This window comes from Paenarthrobacter sp. NPDC090517, assembly GCF_044769165.1.
Lineage (GTDB): Bacteria > Actinomycetota > Actinomycetes > Actinomycetales > Micrococcaceae > Arthrobacter.
The window spans coordinates 1-18442 of the sequence record NZ_JBIVXN010000011.1; the positions used below are offsets into that span (position 1 = coordinate 1).

An 18442-nucleotide genomic window follows, 5' to 3' on the forward strand; every position below is an offset into this window, starting at 1 on the left:
CCGTCAGTGGTTCCAGCGTTGCGTGGGCTGGATCATCGCTTTCGTCTTGTACAAGCCAGCGGCTGCGTTGATCTATGCAACGGCGTTCAAGCTCACCGGTGCCAACTTCTTTGGCAAGGATGACGACGGAACGGGCGGCGTAAAGATCCTTGCTGGTCTCGGCCTGATGTTCATCGCCTTGATTGCCTTGCCTGCCTTGATGCGTTTTGTCACTCCTATGGTCGGTGCCGTTGCCGGTGGCGGCGGCGGTGGTGCAGCGTTCGGAGCTATGGCCGGTTCATTGGCCACGGGCGCGATCAACAAGGGCAGCTTCTCCGGTGGTAGCCGCTCAGGCGGGCACCAGTCCTCTTCCAGCTCTCCGGGTGCTGCAGGGGAGAAGGGCCCCAAGGGCTCCACGGAGACGGGTTCCAAGTCCAACCCGAGTGGCGGAGGAAGCACACCCGCCAAGGGGGCCTCTACTGCTGGAACCTCGACGGCTGCAGCTCCTGCGGCGGGTGCAGGCGCAGCAACGGCGGGTGCAGGAGCTGCCGGTGGCGGAGCTGGCACTGGTGCAGCTGCTGGTGGGGGAGCTGGCGCTGGCGCAGCTGCTGGTGGCGGAGCTGCTGCAGCTGCAGGGCCAGTGGGTGCCGGAATCGCGGTCGCGACACAGGTCGCCAAGAAGGGCACGGAAGCCGCGAAGAGCGCGGCTGAGTCATCTACGGGCGACGGCCCGTCCGGAAGCAAAGGATAAGCATGAGCGAACCGACTATTTACACCGAACCAACCTACGGAAACTGGCGCAAGCCCCGCACTGGTGGCATCGGCAAGCTGGGATCACTGGAAACCGGACTGCTGATCGGCGGCCTGTTGGTCGTCATCATCTTGTTCCGCTTCACCGGAGCCCTAGGCGGCGCTGCTGCCCTGGTCATTCTTGGTCTGGCCTTCGCTGCTCTGACTGTGCGCGATAAGCACGGGCTCTCCATGAGCCAGCGAATCATTGGCCGCCGACTGTTCAACCGCTCCTCCAAGTCCCGTCGGAATATCTACCGTTCCGGCCCTGTAGGACACGTCCCCACGGGCAAGTGCCGGCTGCCGGGCCTGCTGGCTACCTCGGAGTTGCACGAATTCCAGGACAGCTTCATGCGACCCTTTGCGCTGCTGCACATGCCCGCAACGAATCACGTCAGCGTTGTCATCGAAGTGGAACCTACCGGCCTTGCTTTGGATGACCGGGAGAATATCGATGCCTACGTCGCAAACTGGGGAGCATGGCTCTCGGGTCTGTCCAAGACTTCCGACATCGTTGCCGCGTCGGTCACGGTGGAGACCGCGCCCGACTACGGAGTACGTCTCCGGCATGAGATCGACTCGAACATGGCCGACTCTGCTTCACCTGCCTCCCGGGAAATGATGGAGGAAGTAAAGGTCAAATTCCCTCAGCAGTCAGCCGTGACGCGCGCTTACATCGCGTTGACGTTCACGACGTGGCGTCCGGGAGCGGAACGGAACCGCAAGATCGAGGACATCGGACTTGATCTTGGCTCGCGTCTAGGCAAATTCACAGAGCATTTGGAGGTGTGCGGTGCCGGAGATGCACATCCGGTCACCGCGCAAACGCTCACCGAGGTTGTCATGAGCGCCTATGACCCAATGCTCGCGGAACACTTCGACGCAGCCCACAGCCAAGGCGTCACTCCTCCGGTGAGCTGGGATAACGCCGGTCCTGTGGCTCACGATGCCGGCTGGGAGTGGTACCGGCATGCATCTGGTTTCTCCAAGTCCTGGGTGATGTCCGTCGCCCCACGTGGTGTGGTCTTCTCAAACGTCTTCGAGGACCTGCTGACTCCCAGCCCGGACGTTAACCGCAAGCGCGTGACATTCCTGTACCGTCCGGTTTCGGCCGGTTCGGCCATGGACGTGGCCGAGGCGGACGTGAACGCCGCCAAGGTCCGTGCATCAGCTACTAAACGTCCGAGCTACCGTGCAGCTGCAGAGCTGGCCTCTGCCGAACAGACAGCGCGGGAAGTCGCCAAGGACGCGTCCTTGATCAACTTCGGCATGGTCATCACCGCAACCGTGATGCGCTCTTCTGACGCCCGTGCAGCCTCCTACGAAATTGAGGACCTTGCCGGTACGGCGCAGCTGATCATTCGCCCGGCCTACGGCTCACAGGACGTTGCTTTCGCCGCGTCTTTGCCCCTTGGCCTGGTGCTTCCTGATTACGTCGCAGTTCCTGCCCGCGTTCGAGAGGCTATCTAATGAAATTCCGTTCCCTCTTCACCAAGAATGACGACGCTTTGGAAGTGGCTCCTCAACTCCCGGACGTCGAGCGGATCCGCAAGGCAGGACGGCGGGCATACATCGCCCCCTCCAAGCGCGGGTACGCGCTGCCCGGTGGCGGGCACGCGTCCTACATCGACCTTCCCGCCGAATACCGTGGATCATCCCGGCAGGTCTGCGGCCTCTACCCGTTCTCGTCCGGGGCAGGCTCACCGCTGGCCGGTGTGCCCCTTGGCTCGAACCTCCTGACCGGAAACATCGTCGGGTTGGATCACTTCACCGCCTACCAGCGCGGCTTGATTCCCAACCCCAGCGCGTACTTCATGTCCAACCCGGCCTTGGGCAAGTCCACCCTGGTCGGCAAGATCATGATGGGCCTGGATGCCTTCGGTGTGCTGTCCATGACCTTGGGAGATGTGAAGGGCGAACACGTGCTCCGCACCCGCATGATGGGCGGCAAGGTAATCAGGCTCGGTAACGACCGTGGCTACCTGAACGTGCTCGATTCTCACATCGCCATGCGCGCCGCCGAACGGCTCACCGGTGGTGCACGTCAGGAAGTCCTGACAGAAGCGCACTACCACCGAAAGTCCTTGCTCATGGCGCTGCTGACCATCGCCCGTGGTTCTTCCATCACGGAGGAAGAAACCATCGTCTTGGACAAAGCACTGCGGATTCTCTTCGACCGCTTCGACGGTGTGCCGCTGATCAAGGACCTCGCTCAGGTGATCGCTGACCGACCCGAGGCCATCCGCAACGCCGTACTCGACCGTGGAGAAGACGAACGATACGCCAACTCCACCGACGCTCTGCAGAAATCTTTGAACGGCATCGCGGACGGCAGCACCATCGGCGGAATGTTCTCCCGCCACACCCGCAAAGAGGACCAGATGGACATCACGCGGTCCTGCGTCTTCGATCTCTCCGCTATCGATGACACCCTGCCTGAGCAGCAGGCAGCGGCGATGCTCGCGTCCTGGTCAACAGGGTTCGCCGCCGTGAAGGTCTCCCAAGTCCTCGCGGACGCCGGACTGGAACCGCGGCGGAACTACAACATCGTCCTCGACGAACTCTGGCGTGCCCTCCGGATCGGACGCGGCATCGTGGACCGGGCCGACTCACTGACCCGCCTGAACCGGCACCAAGGCATCGGACAGATGATGATCTCCCACACCCTCAAAGACTTCGACGCCGTAGCCGACGAAGCTGACCGCAAGAAGGCACAGGGCTTCGCTGAACGCTGCTCCATGATCGTCATGGGCGGCCTTGGCCGGTCCGAGATGGACGCCGTACAGAACCTCCGAAACATGACCCGCGCCGAACGACAGCGGATCGTTTCATGGTCGGACTCAAAGAAGATCACCTCCCGTGGCGGCAAGCAGGCGCCGTACGGTCGCGGGAAGTTCCTGATCAAGCTCGGGCAGGGGCCGGGGATCCCGGTCGAGACTCGACTGACTTCTGTTGAAGACCGGGTGGCTGACACCAACCAGCGCTGGGAGGCGCTGCGTAAGGAAGGCCTGACACCGGAAGAGATCGAGCGCCAGCTGGGAATCGCTGACGCCGACGTTGAGGAGACCGACCATGATGCAGCAGCGTAAAGGGAACACGATCACGTCCGGCCAAAAGGCCGGCTTCGCGCTCCTTGGCCTGTGCGTAATCATCATCGGCGTCCTGGACGCCGGAATCTACGGCGGGTCCATGCTCAGCGGTGACGGCCAGAAGCTCCCGGCCAACCCCTTCGGAACACCGTTCCTGCTGGTGGGCGGCAAGGTCGGCTGGTCCACCATGTCCACGGTCGTGGCCGTCGTGACGGCGGTCCTGATCCTGCTTGTCGCCGTGCTGGTTCTCCGGTTGGTGATGCGGTCCCGCAAGGGCCGTAGCCGTGTGGATCACAAGGCAGCCTTGATGGGACGCGGGAAAGACATCTCACAGATCACCCACAAGTCCGTGGCCGCCTCGGCAGCCAGGTTCGGTGTAAAGGGCTCCATCGGCGCGTTCATCGGCGTCACCATCGCCGGGATGCAAAAGGTCTACGCAGATTTCGAATCAGTGGTCCTGCAAATCTGGGGTCCCCGTCAAGGCAAGTCCTCCACACAGGTCATTCCCCGCGTCCTGGACGCGCCCGGTGCCGTGCTGACGACCTCCAACAAGCCGGACGTCATTGACGCTACCCGCCTTGCGCGGTCGGTCACCGGCCAAATCTGGGCCTTCGACCCGCAAAAGATCAGCGGCGATCCCGCCACGTGGTGGTGGAACCCGCTGTCCTACGTCCGCAATGACGAACGAGCTATGAAGCTGGCCGAAATCTTCATGGTCGCCGGCCGTGGCCCGAACGTCACCGGAGACGCCTACTTCGACAACGAGGGCAAGGACATGCTCACGTCCCTGTTCCTCGCGGCCGCGATCGGTAACAAGCCGATCAGCATCGTCTACGACTGGATCAACCAGGGCAAGCCCACCGAACCCAGCAGGTTGCTCCGCGAGCAAGAGAACGGCATCTACGCCGCCTACGCCTCATCCCTTGAGGCTCAGCTGCAGTACGAACCGGCGCAGCGTGACGGCGTTGTCGGTACCGCCAAAGCCATGGTCCAGACCCTCAAATTCGTAAGCACCCTGCAGTGGGTCAACCCGCTCTCGGAATCGGACTCGCGGCCGCAGTTCAGCCCCGAGGACTTCGTCCGCTCCGCCAAGGACACCCTGTACGTGCTGTCCAAGGAAGGCGGCGGCTCCGCCGCCGCGCTCACCACGGCGCTCACAGTCGCTGTCGCGGACGCGGCTGAGGAATACGCCATGACACAGCCCGGACGCAGGCTCGCCGTACCGTTGATGCTCCCCTTGGATGAAATCGCCAACGTCTGCCCCTGGAAAGACCTGCCGGACAAATACAGCCACTACGGATCCAAGGGCATCATCCCCGAGGCCTACCTGCAGTCCTACTCCCAAGGCGAGGAACTGTGGGGAGAGAAGGGCATGCGGAAGATTTACTCCGCCAGCTCCGTGAAAGTCATCGGCTCCGGCATCGACGAAGAAGGCTTCCTGCGTCAGTTCTCGTCCCTGATCGGTGAGTACACCTACGACACCGTCTCCACGAGCTCATCGAAGACCGGCCAGTCCCGCTCGGTGAACCCTGACGGCGGCAAGGAAAGCATCCTCACCGTCGCTGACCTCTCTGCCCTTCCCATTGGTCGCGCCGTGGTCAAGCGTTCCGGCGCACCGGCCACGCTGATCAAGACCCAGCAGTGGAAGGACGGTCCCCACGCTGACTCGGTATGGCTCTCACTGAACCTCTACGACCCCTCGGAGAAGAGCAAAGAAATGACCGCAGCCATCCTCGAACGCAAAGACGCCGACACCAACCCCGTCGTCGTCGCCTACAAAGCCCAAGCCCCCGCAGCAACCCCGGTTGTTGCTGAGGCTTCGCGCTGGATCACGGCGGCCGGCAATGACTGAGAACCACGACCCCATGGACGCCTGGTCGGACCTGCCCCCGGCAGAAACTGCCGAACCTGTCTCGGAAGACCAGTCTGAACCGGCCCTCTCCGCTTCTCAAGAAGAGGTTCTTCCGGACAAGGACTCCGAGGAGGCTCCCGCCAGCACGAGCGATCAGGACGCTGAGGAAGTCGAGGACTTCCAGCTCGCGGCCGCCGACGTCGTTGCCCTCATTGGTGACCGTTCCGAGAAAATGTCCGTCAGCACGTTCCGGACGCTCGTCGCCCACGGTGAGGCACCCAAACCCCTTGTCTGGGGCCGTACCCCTCTCTGGTCATTCCGCGCCATAGAGGACTGGATCTCCGAGATGTTCGCCTCCGGTGTGTTCACGGCCGCGACTCCCGAACCTGCAGCAGCTGACACCCCAACAGGACCGAGTGCAGCTGACGCGACATCGGACGGTGAAGAGGAACCAGAACCGGAACTGGTGTTCGGCTCCACCGCCCAATGGGTCGAGGAGTACCTGGTGCCCATGTACCGGCGTGAAATTACCGTCAACGGAAACCACACCACGTGGTGCCCGGAATGGTGGCGTCACGCCGAAGCGATCATCCGCTTCGAGGCACTGTGGCGGGCATGGGAACACCTCCGACTCGACGGCAAGACCGGCATGAGCGTCTTCATGAAGGACCATCTCGACCATCACCTGCCCATCCTGCTGGACGGTAAAGGCCCCTTCGATGGCTGCAGCCTGACCGGGGGCCACGCCCAAGCCCCCGACGGCATCAAAGCATTCCGCACCGTTTCCCCTCCAGCTGAGCTGTTCCCCGATGTACGCCCATCAGTAAATGAGACAGAGGAGTAAGGCCATGAACGAATCAGACGGCATCAACGAAATCTTCGATGACCTCCTGCGACAGGCACTGATGTTCGCTGCCAGGATCGGTGAGCAAGCAGCCCGGGCCCGTCAGCAGCACATTGAGCAAGCACGCTCCCGCAGCGAGCAGGAAGGCCGCGAAGCCCTCGCGCGGTTCGATGCGGAGCGCAACGCCGCCCGTGTGGCCCTCGCCCCGGTAGCAGAAGACCGATGGTGGGACACGGCTACCCCTGAACAGATCGGAGCTGCCTACCAGTCCGCCACGGCGTGGGCTAGGGAAGACGCAGACATCGCAAAGATCGGCACAGTCATGGACGAGCAGCTGGCAAAGCGCGGCGTAATCGTCACTGGCACCGAACCGGAACAACTCACGACTCTGCTTTATGCAAAGCAGTGGGCGGTGGAGAAGGACCCGCTCCTGGACAGTGCCCACACCCGGTCAATAATCAACGCCAACAGCCGCGACCGTGAGCGTCTGAACAATCAACTCGTGTCCTCATTTCTCTCCAGCCCCGAAGGCCAAGCCCACGCCGAACGTAACAAGCCACAAGCGGCACAGGACCAAGACGAGCACCAAGTTCAGCTAAAGCAGGCCATTGAATGGGCAGCAGAGGAAGAGCCCCGGCTCTATGCCGAGTGGAACCAACGCCAGGGCTTCACGGACACGGTGGAGGCTACACGGTCCGGCGAAAACGAGTTGATCCGTCAATGGCAAGCCGCAACCACCAAGCCCGCCGAAACTTCGACCGGGGCTCAGCCAGCTCAAGCGCAGGCTCAACTCCAAAGCGATCTGAAGCAGGCCAGCCAGTGGGCGGCAGAGCACCAGCCCGAGTACTTCGCTGACTGGCAGCAGCGACGGAACTTTGCCGACAGCATTGCAGATGAGCGCGGCGACGACGAACGCCTGATCCGCCATTGGCGCACCACGACAGGCGCTCCCGCACCGGCAGCGAAGCCAGACTTCTCCCGCGCCGATGATCTGCGCTCCGCAGCCTACTTCAAGGAAGCGGCCGCAACCGGTTCACGTTTGGACGGTGACGCTGCAGCTGTACGCGCTGAGGATCTTAGGGACATGATTCCGTTGGAAATGGAGACCGGTCCCGCCGCAGATGACGCTGCGTGGTACGCGAAAGAAGCAGCCAAAGCCGACGCCCTGGCCGCAGAGAACTGGGACACCGCAGACCGCCGCGAAGACTTCGCCCGCACACTCCACGGCAAAGCCGACGAAGCCACCGTCGACGCCCGAATCCTCGCTGACGTCAGCCAAGGTACCCACCCAACGGCCGCTGTAAAAGGGCCGGCGCCCAGCGCCACCAAAGCCCGGAAGAACACCAACATCCCCCGCGCCCACCAGATCAGCAAAGGCGGCCGCTAAATGGTGCCGCTGCTCACGAAGGGACGCCTCTGATGCGACTTGACGTAATTAAAGACCCCAGCCTTGACGCCTTTTTCGGGCACGATCTTGCTGAGGATATGCGCAACTCCATCCATGCAGGGGGAGACTGCAGAGCCTGCGGGAAGCAGCTCACCAGTGGGCAGAAAGTCCGGCTGGACGCATCAACGGATGGTTTCATCCCCCATGTGTGGGCACGCCACGCCACTTGCCAGCCGACAACTGCCACACCGATGGCAGCCTCCACACTCACGGAAATGACCTGGATGACCTCCGGGGGACTAGTGCCTGTCGGAGGAACTGCGTTTCAGAAGCCCCGGCTGGTCGCCGTTGCCATACTGAACCCCAGCGTGGACGGCTTCGCATTCAGCCCTTACATCCAGGAGTGGCCGTCCAGCCTGAACGAGTGGTACTTGTCCCAAGGCCTTTCCAAACCCGGCGAACTCTCGATGGGGACACCTTCCAATCCCAATTGGAAAGCTCGGTGGATCGGTGACGCTGTGGCCTTCGATCTCATCCCTCTAGGAATGGGGTACGAAGCTGACATGCCTCCTCAGGCTCTCAGCGCGATAAAGGACTGGGGAGGCCTCATGGTCATCGTTACGCACGCCGAGGTACCTGCCGAGGTCTCATCCTCTAAACAGAAATTCGCGACGTTCATGAGTGCCGGCGACTACACCACGGCTTGGCTCGACGTTGTCTGACCCGAACAACTAGCCAGCATCTAACACGAGACCCACTCAAGCAGGGGCCGCACTTGGTGAAAGTACGGCCCCTGCTTGCGTGGGTGAATCTCCCACGAGGACATCATTGCTAGCTGAAGTTTTCGTCAATCCACTCGTCCATGGGTGAAACTACTGCATCGCATTTGTAGACCTTACTAAGACCTGTTTCGTAGCTTGAACTCAGTATTTTGGTGTTGTGCTCGTTGAGGTTTTCAGCGAACCAGCTGCCTACCCAAATAGAATCTCTGTAACGTCGGCCGGCTTTGTTCGCCAAGTGAGCAGCGCGGTTCACCACGTCGCCCATGTAGATCACGTCGTTGATACCGCTACCGCTGTAGCCGGCCTTGATCATCAGCGCCCGACCGTAGTCCACTCCTATACCCAGCTTCAAAGGTGTCAGTTCCTTTTTGATGAGCTTGGCATTGAGGAGCTTCTTCAGAGTGTTCGCGGTACAAACGAGGGTAAACAAATCATCGATGTCGCTTTGCAAGGGAGTGCTGTAGACCGCCCATACGCAGTCTCCGACTATGTTGACTTCCCTGACCAGCCGGGAGCTGTTTAGGACCGCAACCATTTCGGATATGAACGACCTGTAGATCTTGGCCAGCGCTGGTCTCTTGTGCTTCTCCGTGAGGCCTGAGGAGTCGCGAATGTCAACGAAGATTGCCGTGCATTTGCCATAGACGCCATTGGTGTAGGTCAGCTTGTCACGGTCCGGGAAGTTGTCCTTTTCCTCGAACTGGCCTGTCGGTTGATTCAGGATTTCATCAATCCGCGCTGCGCTTGAAGTGTATGAGTAGAACTTGTAGTTTCCGTCCACGTCACCATCCTGCCGTAGCGACGACAGCGACTGTCACCGTGACACCGACAGCCACAAGTTCCGCGATGATCGCCCTGTTCACGTACCTGAACTTCGCTGATGCTATGTGTGCGTTCTCATGAATCTGAGCCGCTACTTGGCGTGTAAGCCGAGTGGGGTCACTGGTAAGGAGTGACAACACTTGCAAATAGCTTGGGCGGTCCTTCGAGTAGTGCCCGGCAATGTCTCCGAAGAACAGGAGGTTCACTGCGTCTTCGTCGGTTTCCTCCCCATTCGGCAGCCGTCCTTTGGTCCTAGGGAATAGCGCCGCGTATGCAAAGCCAACCGCGCACACCAGAGCCAGGGCAGACAGACCAACTACAGTCCTCAAAAGGCAGGTCCACTGATCCTCGTCCTTAACGATCGTGAACAGCGCCGTCACCGTCGCTCCCACGAAGGCCAAAGTCACCCCGGTCTTTGTGTCCGCGTGTCTCACCCACTCGTTGGTGACAGCCAATGCCTTCCATGCTTGGTCGGGCTGTGGCTCAACATCCCCAGCTGCTGACGCTCTTTTGGTTGCCCACGGGGCCCGTTTCACTGTGATTCCATTTCGGTAGTACGGCCGTCTTCTCGCTGGAAGTACCTTACGTTGCACAACTCAAGCGCCTGAAACTAGCGCCTCCTACCTTTGTCCCGTGACTTGTCGACAGGTTTGGCGGACTCGCTTGAAGTGGTCGGTTTGGCTGGGGTCTGCGTTGGCTTCTGCGGCGGGCGGCTTACGCCTGCAAGGAACTTAACTTGGTCCAGATCCTCCGGGAGGCCGGTGCCCGGCCTACTCTCTGCGGCCGTGATCCATTTCGACGTCGCAGGGGCGGTCTCGTGCACCACGACTGGTTGTGTCGGGTTGGGGATTGCCCCATCGATGCGGGCCTTAACTTCCCGCAACCGGTCCATGGCAGCGACGCGTACGCGTTCAGCATCCGAGAGCCTGCCGGACGCCTTGTGCATGTCGTGAATTGCTCTCATGGTGTTCCGGAGTTGAGCAAGCAATAACGCTTCCCCTGCCGTCGTCGAGGGGCCAACAGCGGACTGCATCAACAGCATCCCTGCACCTTTGGCACTCGGTAAAGGAGCGCGCTCCGTCTTGGTTGGGAAGCGGCGCAATTGAGCGGTCCGGGACAACGCCTTAGCGGTGTCGGCCAGCGGCCCCGGCACGGCCTCCGTCCGAAGACTCCACGCAGCAAACGCTCCCGACGTTTCCCGGGCTACCTGCGCCCACATGGCCGGGTCGTCAACCGGTACGGTCTTGATCCGCTCGTACAGCGAACCAACCTCGGCCGTGTACTTCTCCCACTGTTCCGCTGTCGGCTGCAGGGCTTCCCTGCCCGGTGAGGCAATGCGTTGTCCCTGGGCTACTGCTTGCCACTCAAGGGCTGCAGCGTCGGCGGCTTCCTGCGACCCATCCCAACCCGAACGCAGTCGTGGCAGGGTCAAGTCTCTGGCGAGCTTTCCACCCCCGAACCAGACCGGCTTTTCAGCACGGTTGGCAGGTTTCAACGCTACGGAGTAGCCCTCGACTACTGTCGTGCTGTCCTTGGCGAAACGCGGGCGGATGAGAACGCCTGTGCCGCGCAGACGGCGCACGAATTCAGCCTCGTCAATGCTCGCGGTACTGGCTGCTCGGACGCTGCGCTGCAGCGTCTCGCGTGGCAGTTCTGCCAGTCCCTGGGCGCGTGCAGCTTCCTGTTCCTTGGGGTGGTATCCACGTTCGGCGTGCTCACCGCGTCCGACACGGAGCCCGTACTTTTCCTCCAGCGCGGCGCAGACCTTCTGTGAGCGTGGCTGGTCGTTGTGCTGGCTCCATTTGGTGCCGTCCTCGCGGATCATGGACACAGCCATATGGATGTGGTCGTTACCGGCTTTGCTCACGCCGTGGTGAATGGCCACCCAGCGGCACGGTGGCTTACCGTCGCTTCCGGTGAATCCCATTTCCTCGGCAAAGTCCTGAGCGATACCAGCCCATTGCTCATCCGTTAGGGAGCCTTCGTCGGCCTTCAAACTTAGCGATACATGGAAGACATGCTTGCTCGCAGAGTCGGCAGCGAAGACAGCTTTCGGTATGTCCATTTCGTGTGCCAACGTCTTGGCGTTCTCTGCGTTCAACGCAGCACCACGCTCGACACTGACAATGGCATCCGATGCCGTAATGAGCCGCATGCCCGTGTGTTCATTGGACCGGCCCGGGCCCGCGAGGTACATGATCAGGCCGACCATCTTGGTGCCCTTGGTGATGTTCGGCATCATGGCCGCATTACCGTCACAACCGCATTATCAATACGCACCATCAGTCGTCGTGCAGCGTCCACGGCGGCTGCTGCGTCATCCGGGAATTCTCCCGTGGCATTCGCGTGCCTGGCGATCTGGTTGATGTTGTTGGAGATGGCACCAAGCAGAGTGCGGATGCCCAACAACTCCACCGCAACATTGCGGCGATCCGTGGCCGTTTCTCCCGATTCGGAGAAGGCCGAATCAAACAGCAGACGGGGAACAGAGACGTTCTGCTGGATGGCACGGGCAGCCAAGGCGGCCTTTTCTTCGTCGGTGACGTACACCTCGACCTTGCGGGTGCGTCCACCGGGAACATTGTCACGGCGAGACTTACCAAGGCGACCTGCCTTAGGTGCGTCACCCATTCCCTAAACATCCCTTCACATGCCCAGCGCAGCGACCCCGAAACCTCGGGGACTCACACTCCAGTGTGACAGAGGAGCGGCCGCAGGTCGAGCGGAAAAGCCATTTACCCATGGGTAAATGTATAGCTTGCTCCTCCTGGAAGGCTATGCATGGTTTTGTAACCTCTGCCCTGGGCACGGAAAACCGTCAGTTATGCAGCGAGGCACCATGCACTGGGCCTCTACCCGCCACTTCGCTAGGATGAAGACATGAACATCCACCAGATCGAAGAAGCCGCCGCCCGCAAACTCGACGCCGACCGCGAAGCACGAATCGCATTCATCCGCGACATCGCAACAGCCTCCGAGACATTCCGCGCTGCACGCGAAACACTCGCAGAGTCCGAACGAAACCTAAGCCAGCTGCACCGTCAAGCAGCCACCCACGGCTGGACTGACGCGGACCTCAAAGGCTTCGGTATCGAACCCAACCCAAAGAATGTCGGCGGCCGCCCGCGCCGCGCCAAGAGCCAGCGCGAAGATTCCGGCCAGACCTCCTAACCCCTCGCCCACATGGGCACGGCAAAAGCTAAATCCTTCGGGCTTTTCCCGCACACATGTGGACGACGGGACCCAGCCGACCGCCTGCACACAACCACCACGTCACCACCGGGGCAAAACGTCACCAGAGCAAGCGGTGGCCGTGCGCAGCCTCCTTCCGATATCGGTCACCGCCCGGTCTTGTTTCCCATGGTCCAAGACGTGGCGTTGCCGTCGCACCATGGGAACGGGGCCGGCTTCTTTTCAGCCTTGACGACACACACTGGTCGCGCGGGGCCGGGGACGTGCTGGCACAGGAACCATCAGTGCAGGAACAGTTCTCAGACGGCAGGGGGATTCACGTCGAGGTACTCCCTGCGATCACCCAAGAAACACCACCCAGCCCACACCAGAAACGACAGAAACCCGAATGCCTGTAGAGAAACCGTCACCGGACAGTCCCCCAAACCCTGCCGTCGCTCAAAGGCCAACCGAACAGCACACTGCTAGTCCGCTGTCACTGAGTGATCTGGGAACAGTGCTGCTGAAATACGTAACCATCGCTGTCGGCGTTGGTGCATTCGCCTTCGCACTCAAGGTTCTTTTGCTGGTCGGCATGGATGCACAGGTGGCCGCTGCCATTGTCGCTGGTACCTCCTCAGCGACGGCGATACAGATGTTACTCATCGTGGCACCAGGTATCGGGCTGGCCGTCGCCCTCGTTCTGATTTACCAAGCGGGCAGAATGAGTAAGAGGGGCAACCCAGAGCACCACTCCCATAGCTTTATGATCTGGCCGCCACTGCTCGCACTCGCTGCTGCGGTGGCCGCCCCAACCCTGTTGATGTTTGACTCCTGCGCTGTGATCATTCCGCTGTATGCCATGATTCAAGCTTTCGTAAGCGGTCGCCTGAAGCATGGAGCAAACTATCTTCGTGTGGTCTTTGGAGTGGTGATTATCCTGTCGATCTTTTTCTTCTATTCAACAGATATGTGGCTTCCTAAGGAGCGCATCCGAGTGGCGGGGACTGATCACCTGGTCTACGTAGTTGCTGAATCTGATGACTCCTTGGTTGGCTACTTCCCGGCGAACAAGGCCGTTCTTCGGCTAGAGAAAGAGAACGCAAAGCAGAGGCAATATTGCGCAGCCAAGGACACACCGAGATCGTTTGCCAGCCAGTGGAAAGGGACGCCAAACCTGCCTGAATGCCCGGGTACGGACAAGCCATTTCCGTTCGAATAGCGGGCAGGGCCAAAGCCCCAGCAGATGGAACCATCGAAAACTGCGCCGGCCTCATCCCCAACATCACTAGGCTGTGCATGACCACCGCTTGCTCTGGTGACCTTTTGCCCCGGTGGTGACGTGGTGGTTGTGTGCAGGCGGTCAGCTGGGTCCCGTCGTCCACATGTGTGCGGGAAAAGCCCGAAGGATCTAGCTTTTGCCGTGCACATGTGGTCGAGGGGCTTAGTCGGATTTCGAGGTTCGCTCTTTCGCCAACGCGCGGCTGACGCTCATGCGTCCGACACCCAGCGCTTGGGCGATCTCCACTATGGGTGTTTTTTCGGCGTGCATCGTGCGGGCAGCGTTGATCTTGGCTGCTGTCATAGTGGACGGCCGTCCGCCGACGCGGCCGCGTTTACGTGCCGCTTCAAGTCCGGCGCGGGTGCGTTCCAGCATCCTGCTGCGTTCATGTTCAGCCAGTGCCGAGAAGATGTGGAAGATGAGTCTGCCATCGGCGGTCGTCGTGTCCAGGAAGCTCTCGGTCAGTGACTTGAACTGGATGCCGCGCTGGCCCAGTTCTGTCACTATGCGCGCGAGGTCTGCGGTGGATCGTCCGACGCGATCCAGTTTCCAAACCACCAACACGTTGCCCGGCTGCAGGAACTCCAAACACTCCTGCCACGCTGGACGGTCCTGCGAGGAACCGGACGCGTAATCGGTGAAGGTCCTGATCACTCCGACGTGTTCTAGTGCATCGTGCTGCAGCTGGGGGTTCTGCTCGGCGGTGCTGACGCGGGCATAACCCACGAGGTTCGTTGTCACAGATTCCTGCCCGGGTGCCGTCCCTGACGCTTCTCTGGTTGCCCGGTTTCTGCGGCCGGCCCTTCGGCTGGCGGGCGCAAGGCGTCGCGTGCCGATACCGGGTAGGAGGCATGCACCAGTTTCATGACCTGTTCCATTCCGGGATCCATGGCCACGGACTGTTCCTGGTCCTTCTGGATCGGATCCCGGCCAAGTGTCGGCGGGTTGGTGCGCAGCTCATCTGCCCAGCCGCTCAACCGCGCTTTGAGCTGTGCCAGCTCCTGCTCCCCCACACCGTATTCCTCTACACGCCTGGTGCTGGTGATTCTGTTGATCTGTTCGAGTTGGCCGGCGAACATTGCGACGTCGAAACCGGGGTCGCGGTCGACCGCGAGGTCGAGCAGCTGGTTGTCAGTGAACTTGCCGGACTGCCTGATGGCGTCGAGGTCAAGGTAGTCGCGGACTTCGGCCCTGCTGTAGACGGCGACGACTTTGCTCCCTACAGCGTCCTCAAGACTCAGGACCGGGCCGACAGACAGGGTGACAGGTTCGGCTGCGCGCCAGTCGACGCCAAGGTCCACTTCGACTGTTTGGCCAGTCGGTGAAGTGACGGAGAAATTTGCGAACTGCGGGGCATTGCGGCGCTCTGCTACCTCGAGGCCGCTTGCTCGCATGGCGGCCGCTAGTCGTTGTGTAGCCAGTGCGAAAGCGTCGGTGCTGGTGACGGAGGTGAAGAGGTCTATGTCTATCGTGGGGCGGTCGATGATGCCGTGTTCGCGGATCGCGCCGGAGCCTGCCAAAGCGAAACCGCCGCTGGCCAAGGCTTCAAGCGCTAGACGAGTGACATCACGCTGGTATTCGAGGCCCGGCATTAGGAGTGCTGCGCCAGCTGGGGGAACTTGTTCTCCCACAAGTCACGGACGCGGACGGGCAGCATCAACTCGCTCCATACCTTCATCAATAGGTCGGCGTTGAGCAGCTGCTCTTGGTCTGCTCGCGTGCCTTCGCGCAGTATCGCCTGATATGCCTTGTACACGTCTTCGGGATGTCCCAGATCGCACTCTGCCTGCGGTCCCCAGTAGACGTGCTGTGGAAGCGTCAGGATGCCCTCCCCCGGCCCCTGCAGGGCATCAAGGCTTTCGGTCACCTCGTACGGGATCACGTCACGTATGAGGACTCGTGGTTCGTTGGAGTGGGTGCCCGCGTTCCTGGGCTTGAGGGTGGGCATTGGTCTCTCCTGTTGGTACGGCGTCGGTTGCCGCTGGGCTCAGGTTAGCAAGTGTGCACGAAACTCAACACAGCTAGCTGGTGTTCATGCTGTGGTTCCGTGCAGCGTTTCGTGCAAAATCCGATGGTGAGTTTCCGCGAAGCGGCAGGGGCAGGGAAAACTTGCCCGGGGCGTTGTGGGGCATGCACGAATACGACCGATTCCGTGCACGTCAAGGATCAACCGTCGAACGGCTCGATCTCATCTGGCGCGTAGCGCTCGACGTTTCCTTCGTGGCCCTAGGCCCCCATGAGTAGCCCTAGGCATCTTCCTCTGCCTCACGTTTTAGGATTCGCTTGTACACTTCCTGCAACTCCTCTGTGACAGGTTCCTCATCCGATATGCGGGCGATTTCATACCTGAAGAAATTCACGGTCGTTTGGGTAAGGGTCGGAGAGACAACCTCGCCCAGAATTGGGATGCCGGGACTTGTGTAATACGTGGCAACATCAAGAATTGCCGCCACCCAGCGGACCTTACGGTACAGCTTCAGGGTCACGCCAACAGATGGCACGTATGTTGGAAGGGCTAAGTCCTCCCGGACTCTCTGGGAGGACGATTCCAGTCCGGCGTCGGCCAGCTCCGCTTCTATGGCGTAAACCATGGCATCCTTGAGGGCAATTAGGTCGCGTACCTCCTCCGGAACTGAGACTTTCGCAACCAGCGCGGACCATTCATTGAAGGTACTGACCTCTGGTTTGTCCTTCCAGAGAGAGTCCAAGTACTCGTACCGCCCGTCGCCGTTGGCAAACCGTTCGACCATCTTTGTCAGATCGGGATCTAGGTCATCCTGCGGTCTGGTGAGGTACTTCGCCTTATGCATGGTGGTGCCGGGCCCGGACGGGATCAGCTCCTCCACGGCGTCGAGTAGTTTTCCGATCTTGTGGTTGTACTTTCTGAGTTTGGGAAACTCACCGTTAGCGGCGTAGTTGTTGCAGGCGATAGCTAGCTTGCATAGGCGCTCAAGCCCAGACGAGTAGGAGTACATTCCGACGTGAAGGGAGTAGTTCCGATCATTTGATCTCCGGCCGCCCACATCAGGTTCCGTAGGTACGGAACACAATCGCCGCAGACCGGTCAGGGCTAGTTCTGTCGCGAATTGGGCTTCGGCAACCAGACTGTCCCAGATGGGACGGTTGTCTACGGCCATGGATACAGCGTGGTCAGGTGAGTGAAGGCTTTGGGTGTGCCGTCTTCGTGGAGGGTCATTCCTGAGTGTTCATGGCTCCCGCCTGCGTGTGCGGTTGCTGCCAGCACCAGTTCGAGGTTTTGCCGGTCCAGTCCGCTAAGAACGTCACCCAAGACCACGTGTACTTCTCCGGCCAGAGAGGCTGCCAACTGGAGCAATCTCTGTTCTCCCCCAGAGAGCGCCCCTATTTGGTCAGGGAGGGATTCGAAGTCGATGTAGGCCATTTCCGCATGGCCCTCAGGCGTGGTGCCTCTTGTGTATATCCATGGGTTGCCGGGAGCTGCAAACTTGCCGTTGAAAGCGCGAATCAACAACTCCGTTGCGGCTTCCAGTCCGTACATGCCCTTCGCCCAACGGCGAAGGTCCTCTGTGTGTGTCATGGTGTGAGTCCTTCGTGACAAGTAGTGGTGTCGGGGTCAGCTTAGTGACTGGCCCCGACACCCTAAGGGTTAGAAGGGTGGCTCGGAGTCCGGGCCGTTGCCCCAGCTGCCGCCACTCGTGGTCTGCGGGGTGGCCCACGGGTCATCCTGTGGAGCTGTAGCGGCAGTGTTACTGTTGCCGGAGCCGCCGCCCGTTTGCCCGTTTCCGCTGGAGCGTTGGGTTCGGTTGACCTTGGCGTTGGCGTAGCGGAGGCTGGGGCCGATCTCGTCTACTTCCAGTTCTATGACGGTGCGCTTCTCGCCCTCTTTGGTCTCGTAGGAGCGTGATTTCAGCCGCCCGCTGACAATGACTCGGGTACCTTTGGTCAGGGACTCAGCGACGTTCTCTGCGGCTTCACGCCAGACGCTGGCCCGAAGGAACAACGTCTCCCCGTCTTTCCATTCGTTGCTCTGACGGTCAAAGGTCCGGGGTGTGGAAGCAATGGTGAAATTAGCCACCGCGGATCCACTGGGGGTGAATCTGAGCTCTGGGTCCGTAGTTAGGTTGCCTATGACGGTAATCGTGGTTTCGCCGGACATGATGGCGCCTTTCTCTCGGTTTAGAACAGTGCGTTTCGTGGTTTGATGTCGGGAATATCGCCGTACGTCGGCCACCCCTCCCCTTGTTCCACGACGAGGAAGCGCTGTGTCTGGTCTCCGCTGATGGGCTTGCCTTCCTCAGCGTATTCGGGCTGGGAGTAGAACTCGCGCATCTCAAAGACGGTGGAGTTGCCGTGGGCTGACCAGCCGGAGAAGTTGCATCGGAGTGGTTCGTCGGGGTCCGGTCGCCCTTGTGGTGGTTCGAGGTATCCGGTGATCTTGGACGGGAAGCTGCTGTTGCGTGCCATGG

At 60.7% G+C, this 18442-nt stretch carries 19 protein-coding genes and 1 pseudogene; 9 read left to right on the top strand and 11 right to left on the bottom strand.

Annotated elements, in window-relative coordinates; genetic code table 11:
• The 7 genes and pseudogenes from ACIQTW_RS21155 to ACIQTW_RS21185 form a co-directional block, all read left to right on the top strand.
• Nucleotides 1-730 (top strand): annotated as a pseudogene (locus ACIQTW_RS21155) (hypothetical protein); the annotation flags it as partial.
• A gap of 2 nt (nucleotides 731-732) precedes the next feature.
• A complete protein-coding gene (locus ACIQTW_RS21160) occupies nucleotides 733-2238 on the top strand; it encodes an SCO6880 family protein (RefSeq protein WP_402941290.1) in 1506 nt (501 codons plus the stop codon).
• Nucleotides 2238-3857 (top strand): ATP/GTP-binding protein, encoded by a 1620-nt coding sequence (locus ACIQTW_RS21165; RefSeq protein WP_402941293.1) that lies wholly within the window; start codon nucleotides 2238-2240, stop codon nucleotides 3855-3857. Before ACIQTW_RS21160 ends, ACIQTW_RS21165 begins: the two co-directional genes overlap by 1 nt.
• Nucleotides 3841-5709, top strand: coding sequence for a type IV secretory system conjugative DNA transfer family protein (locus ACIQTW_RS21170; protein ID WP_402941296.1), 1869 nt, complete (start codon nucleotides 3841-3843; stop codon nucleotides 5707-5709). Before ACIQTW_RS21165 ends, ACIQTW_RS21170 begins: the two co-directional genes overlap by 17 nt.
• The gene (locus ACIQTW_RS21175; protein ID WP_402941299.1) at nucleotides 5702-6553 is read left to right on the top strand and encodes a DUF4913 domain-containing protein; all 852 of its coding nucleotides are present in this window, start codon (nucleotides 5702-5704) and stop codon (nucleotides 6551-6553) included. Before ACIQTW_RS21170 ends, ACIQTW_RS21175 begins: the two co-directional genes overlap by 8 nt.
• Nucleotides 6554-6557: 4 nt before the next feature.
• Nucleotides 6558-7940, top strand: coding sequence for a hypothetical protein (locus ACIQTW_RS21180; protein WP_402941302.1), 1383 nt, complete (start codon nucleotides 6558-6560; stop codon nucleotides 7938-7940).
• 32 nt (nucleotides 7941-7972) lie between these two features.
• Nucleotides 7973-8662 carry a hypothetical protein gene (locus ACIQTW_RS21185; RefSeq protein WP_402941305.1) on the top strand — a complete coding sequence of 230 codons (690 nt, stop codon included), beginning with the start codon at nucleotides 7973-7975 and terminating at the stop codon, nucleotides 8660-8662.
• Between the two features lie 109 nt (nucleotides 8663-8771).
• Here the strand turns inward: ACIQTW_RS21185 and ACIQTW_RS21190 are convergent, their stop codons facing one another.
• From ACIQTW_RS21190 to ACIQTW_RS21205, 4 genes are all read right to left on the bottom strand, one after another.
• The gene (locus ACIQTW_RS21190) at nucleotides 8772-9503 is read right to left on the bottom strand and encodes an adenylate/guanylate cyclase domain-containing protein (RefSeq protein ID WP_402941308.1); all 732 of its coding nucleotides are present in this window, start codon (nucleotides 9501-9503) and stop codon (nucleotides 8772-8774) included.
• Nucleotide 9504: 1 nt separating this feature from the next.
• On the bottom strand, nucleotides 9505-9999 hold the full coding sequence (locus tag ACIQTW_RS21195; RefSeq protein ID WP_402941311.1) for a Pycsar system effector family protein: 495 nt from the start codon (nucleotides 9997-9999) through the stop codon (nucleotides 9505-9507).
• Nucleotides 10000-10154: 155 nt separating this feature from the next.
• The gene (locus tag ACIQTW_RS21200; RefSeq protein ID WP_402941314.1) at nucleotides 10155-11786 is read right to left on the bottom strand and encodes a relaxase/mobilization nuclease domain-containing protein; all 1632 of its coding nucleotides are present in this window, start codon (nucleotides 11784-11786) and stop codon (nucleotides 10155-10157) included.
• On the bottom strand, nucleotides 11783-12175 hold the full coding sequence (locus tag ACIQTW_RS21205; protein WP_402941317.1) for a plasmid mobilization protein: 393 nt from the start codon (nucleotides 12173-12175) through the stop codon (nucleotides 11783-11785). The genes ACIQTW_RS21200 and ACIQTW_RS21205 overlap by 4 nt, the downstream gene beginning before the upstream one ends.
• Before the next feature lie 249 nt (nucleotides 12176-12424).
• On the opposite strand from ACIQTW_RS21205, the gene ACIQTW_RS21210 reads away from it, so the two are divergent.
• Both ACIQTW_RS21210 and ACIQTW_RS21215 read left to right on the top strand, forming a co-directional pair.
• Nucleotides 12425-12715, top strand: a complete 291-nt coding sequence (locus ACIQTW_RS21210) for a hypothetical protein (protein WP_402941319.1) — start codon at nucleotides 12425-12427, stop codon at nucleotides 12713-12715.
• Nucleotides 12716-13232: 517 nt separating this feature from the next.
• Nucleotides 13233-13937: a hypothetical protein gene (locus ACIQTW_RS21215; protein ID WP_402941322.1), complete on the top strand. Its 705-nt coding sequence runs from the start codon at nucleotides 13233-13235 to the stop codon at nucleotides 13935-13937.
• Between the two features lie 222 nt (nucleotides 13938-14159).
• Here ACIQTW_RS21215 and ACIQTW_RS21220 read toward each other — a convergent pair whose 3' ends face one another.
• The 7 genes from ACIQTW_RS21220 to ACIQTW_RS21250 form a co-directional block, all read right to left on the bottom strand.
• Nucleotides 14160-14738, bottom strand: coding sequence for a recombinase family protein (locus ACIQTW_RS21220; RefSeq protein ID WP_402941324.1), 579 nt, complete (start codon nucleotides 14736-14738; stop codon nucleotides 14160-14162).
• Entirely contained in the window at nucleotides 14735-15589 is an 855-nt protein-coding gene (locus ACIQTW_RS21225) for a nucleotidyl transferase AbiEii/AbiGii toxin family protein (RefSeq protein ID WP_402941327.1), read from the bottom strand. Before ACIQTW_RS21225 ends, ACIQTW_RS21220 begins: the two co-directional genes overlap by 4 nt.
• Complete coding sequence (locus ACIQTW_RS21230) at nucleotides 15589-15945, bottom strand: transcriptional regulator (protein WP_402941329.1); 357 nt, start codon at nucleotides 15943-15945, stop codon at nucleotides 15589-15591. Before ACIQTW_RS21230 ends, ACIQTW_RS21225 begins: the two co-directional genes overlap by 1 nt.
• Nucleotides 15946-16243: 298 nt before the next feature.
• Complete coding sequence (locus ACIQTW_RS21235) at nucleotides 16244-17134, bottom strand: hypothetical protein (protein WP_402941331.1); 891 nt, start codon at nucleotides 17132-17134, stop codon at nucleotides 16244-16246.
• Nucleotides 17125-17553, bottom strand: a complete 429-nt coding sequence (locus ACIQTW_RS21240; RefSeq protein ID WP_402941334.1) for an ABC transporter ATP-binding protein — start codon at nucleotides 17551-17553, stop codon at nucleotides 17125-17127. The genes ACIQTW_RS21235 and ACIQTW_RS21240 overlap by 10 nt, the downstream gene beginning before the upstream one ends.
• Before the next feature lie 69 nt (nucleotides 17554-17622).
• Nucleotides 17623-18132: a single-stranded DNA-binding protein gene (locus tag ACIQTW_RS21245; protein WP_402941336.1), complete on the bottom strand. Its 510-nt coding sequence runs from the start codon at nucleotides 18130-18132 to the stop codon at nucleotides 17623-17625.
• Between the two features lie 20 nt (nucleotides 18133-18152).
• Nucleotides 18153-18440 (bottom strand): hypothetical protein, encoded by a 288-nt coding sequence (locus ACIQTW_RS21250; protein ID WP_402941339.1) that lies wholly within the window; start codon nucleotides 18438-18440, stop codon nucleotides 18153-18155.
• Nucleotides 18441-18442 lie beyond the last annotated feature (2 nt).

Excerpts from the sequence above, each read along its gene's own strand:
- ACIQTW_RS21160 (WP_402941290.1), top strand. The coding sequence starts at position 733 with ATGAGCGAACCGACTATTTACACCGAACCAACCTACGGAAACTGGCGC.
- ACIQTW_RS21165 (WP_402941293.1), top strand. The coding sequence starts at position 2,238 with ATGAAATTCCGTTCCCTCTTCACCAAGAATGACGACGCTTTGGAAGTG.
- ACIQTW_RS21170 (WP_402941296.1), top strand. The coding sequence starts at position 3,841 with ATGATGCAGCAGCGTAAAGGGAACACGATCACGTCCGGCCAAAAGGCC.
- ACIQTW_RS21175 (WP_402941299.1), top strand. The coding sequence starts at position 5,702 with ATGACTGAGAACCACGACCCCATGGACGCCTGGTCGGACCTGCCCCCG.
- ACIQTW_RS21180 (WP_402941302.1), top strand. The coding sequence starts at position 6,558 with ATGAACGAATCAGACGGCATCAACGAAATCTTCGATGACCTCCTGCGA.
- ACIQTW_RS21185 (WP_402941305.1), top strand. The coding sequence starts at position 7,973 with ATGCGACTTGACGTAATTAAAGACCCCAGCCTTGACGCCTTTTTCGGG.
- ACIQTW_RS21200 (WP_402941314.1), bottom strand. The coding sequence starts at position 11,786 with ATGATGCCGAACATCACCAAGGGCACCAAGATGGTCGGCCTGATCATG.
- ACIQTW_RS21205 (WP_402941317.1), bottom strand. The coding sequence starts at position 12,175 with ATGGGTGACGCACCTAAGGCAGGTCGCCTTGGTAAGTCTCGCCGTGAC.
- ACIQTW_RS21210 (WP_402941319.1), top strand. The coding sequence starts at position 12,425 with ATGAACATCCACCAGATCGAAGAAGCCGCCGCCCGCAAACTCGACGCC.
- ACIQTW_RS21225 (WP_402941327.1), bottom strand. The coding sequence starts at position 15,589 with ATGCCGGGCCTCGAATACCAGCGTGATGTCACTCGTCTAGCGCTTGAA.
- ACIQTW_RS21230 (WP_402941329.1), bottom strand. The coding sequence starts at position 15,945 with ATGCCCACCCTCAAGCCCAGGAACGCGGGCACCCACTCCAACGAACCA.
- ACIQTW_RS21235 (WP_402941331.1), bottom strand. The coding sequence starts at position 17,134 with ATGGCCGTAGACAACCGTCCCATCTGGGACAGTCTGGTTGCCGAAGCC.
- ACIQTW_RS21240 (WP_402941334.1), bottom strand. The coding sequence starts at position 17,553 with ATGACACACACAGAGGACCTTCGCCGTTGGGCGAAGGGCATGTACGGA.
- ACIQTW_RS21245 (WP_402941336.1), bottom strand. The coding sequence starts at position 18,132 with ATGTCCGGCGAAACCACGATTACCGTCATAGGCAACCTAACTACGGAC.
- ACIQTW_RS21250 (WP_402941339.1), bottom strand. The coding sequence starts at position 18,440 with ATGGCACGCAACAGCAGCTTCCCGTCCAAGATCACCGGATACCTCGAA.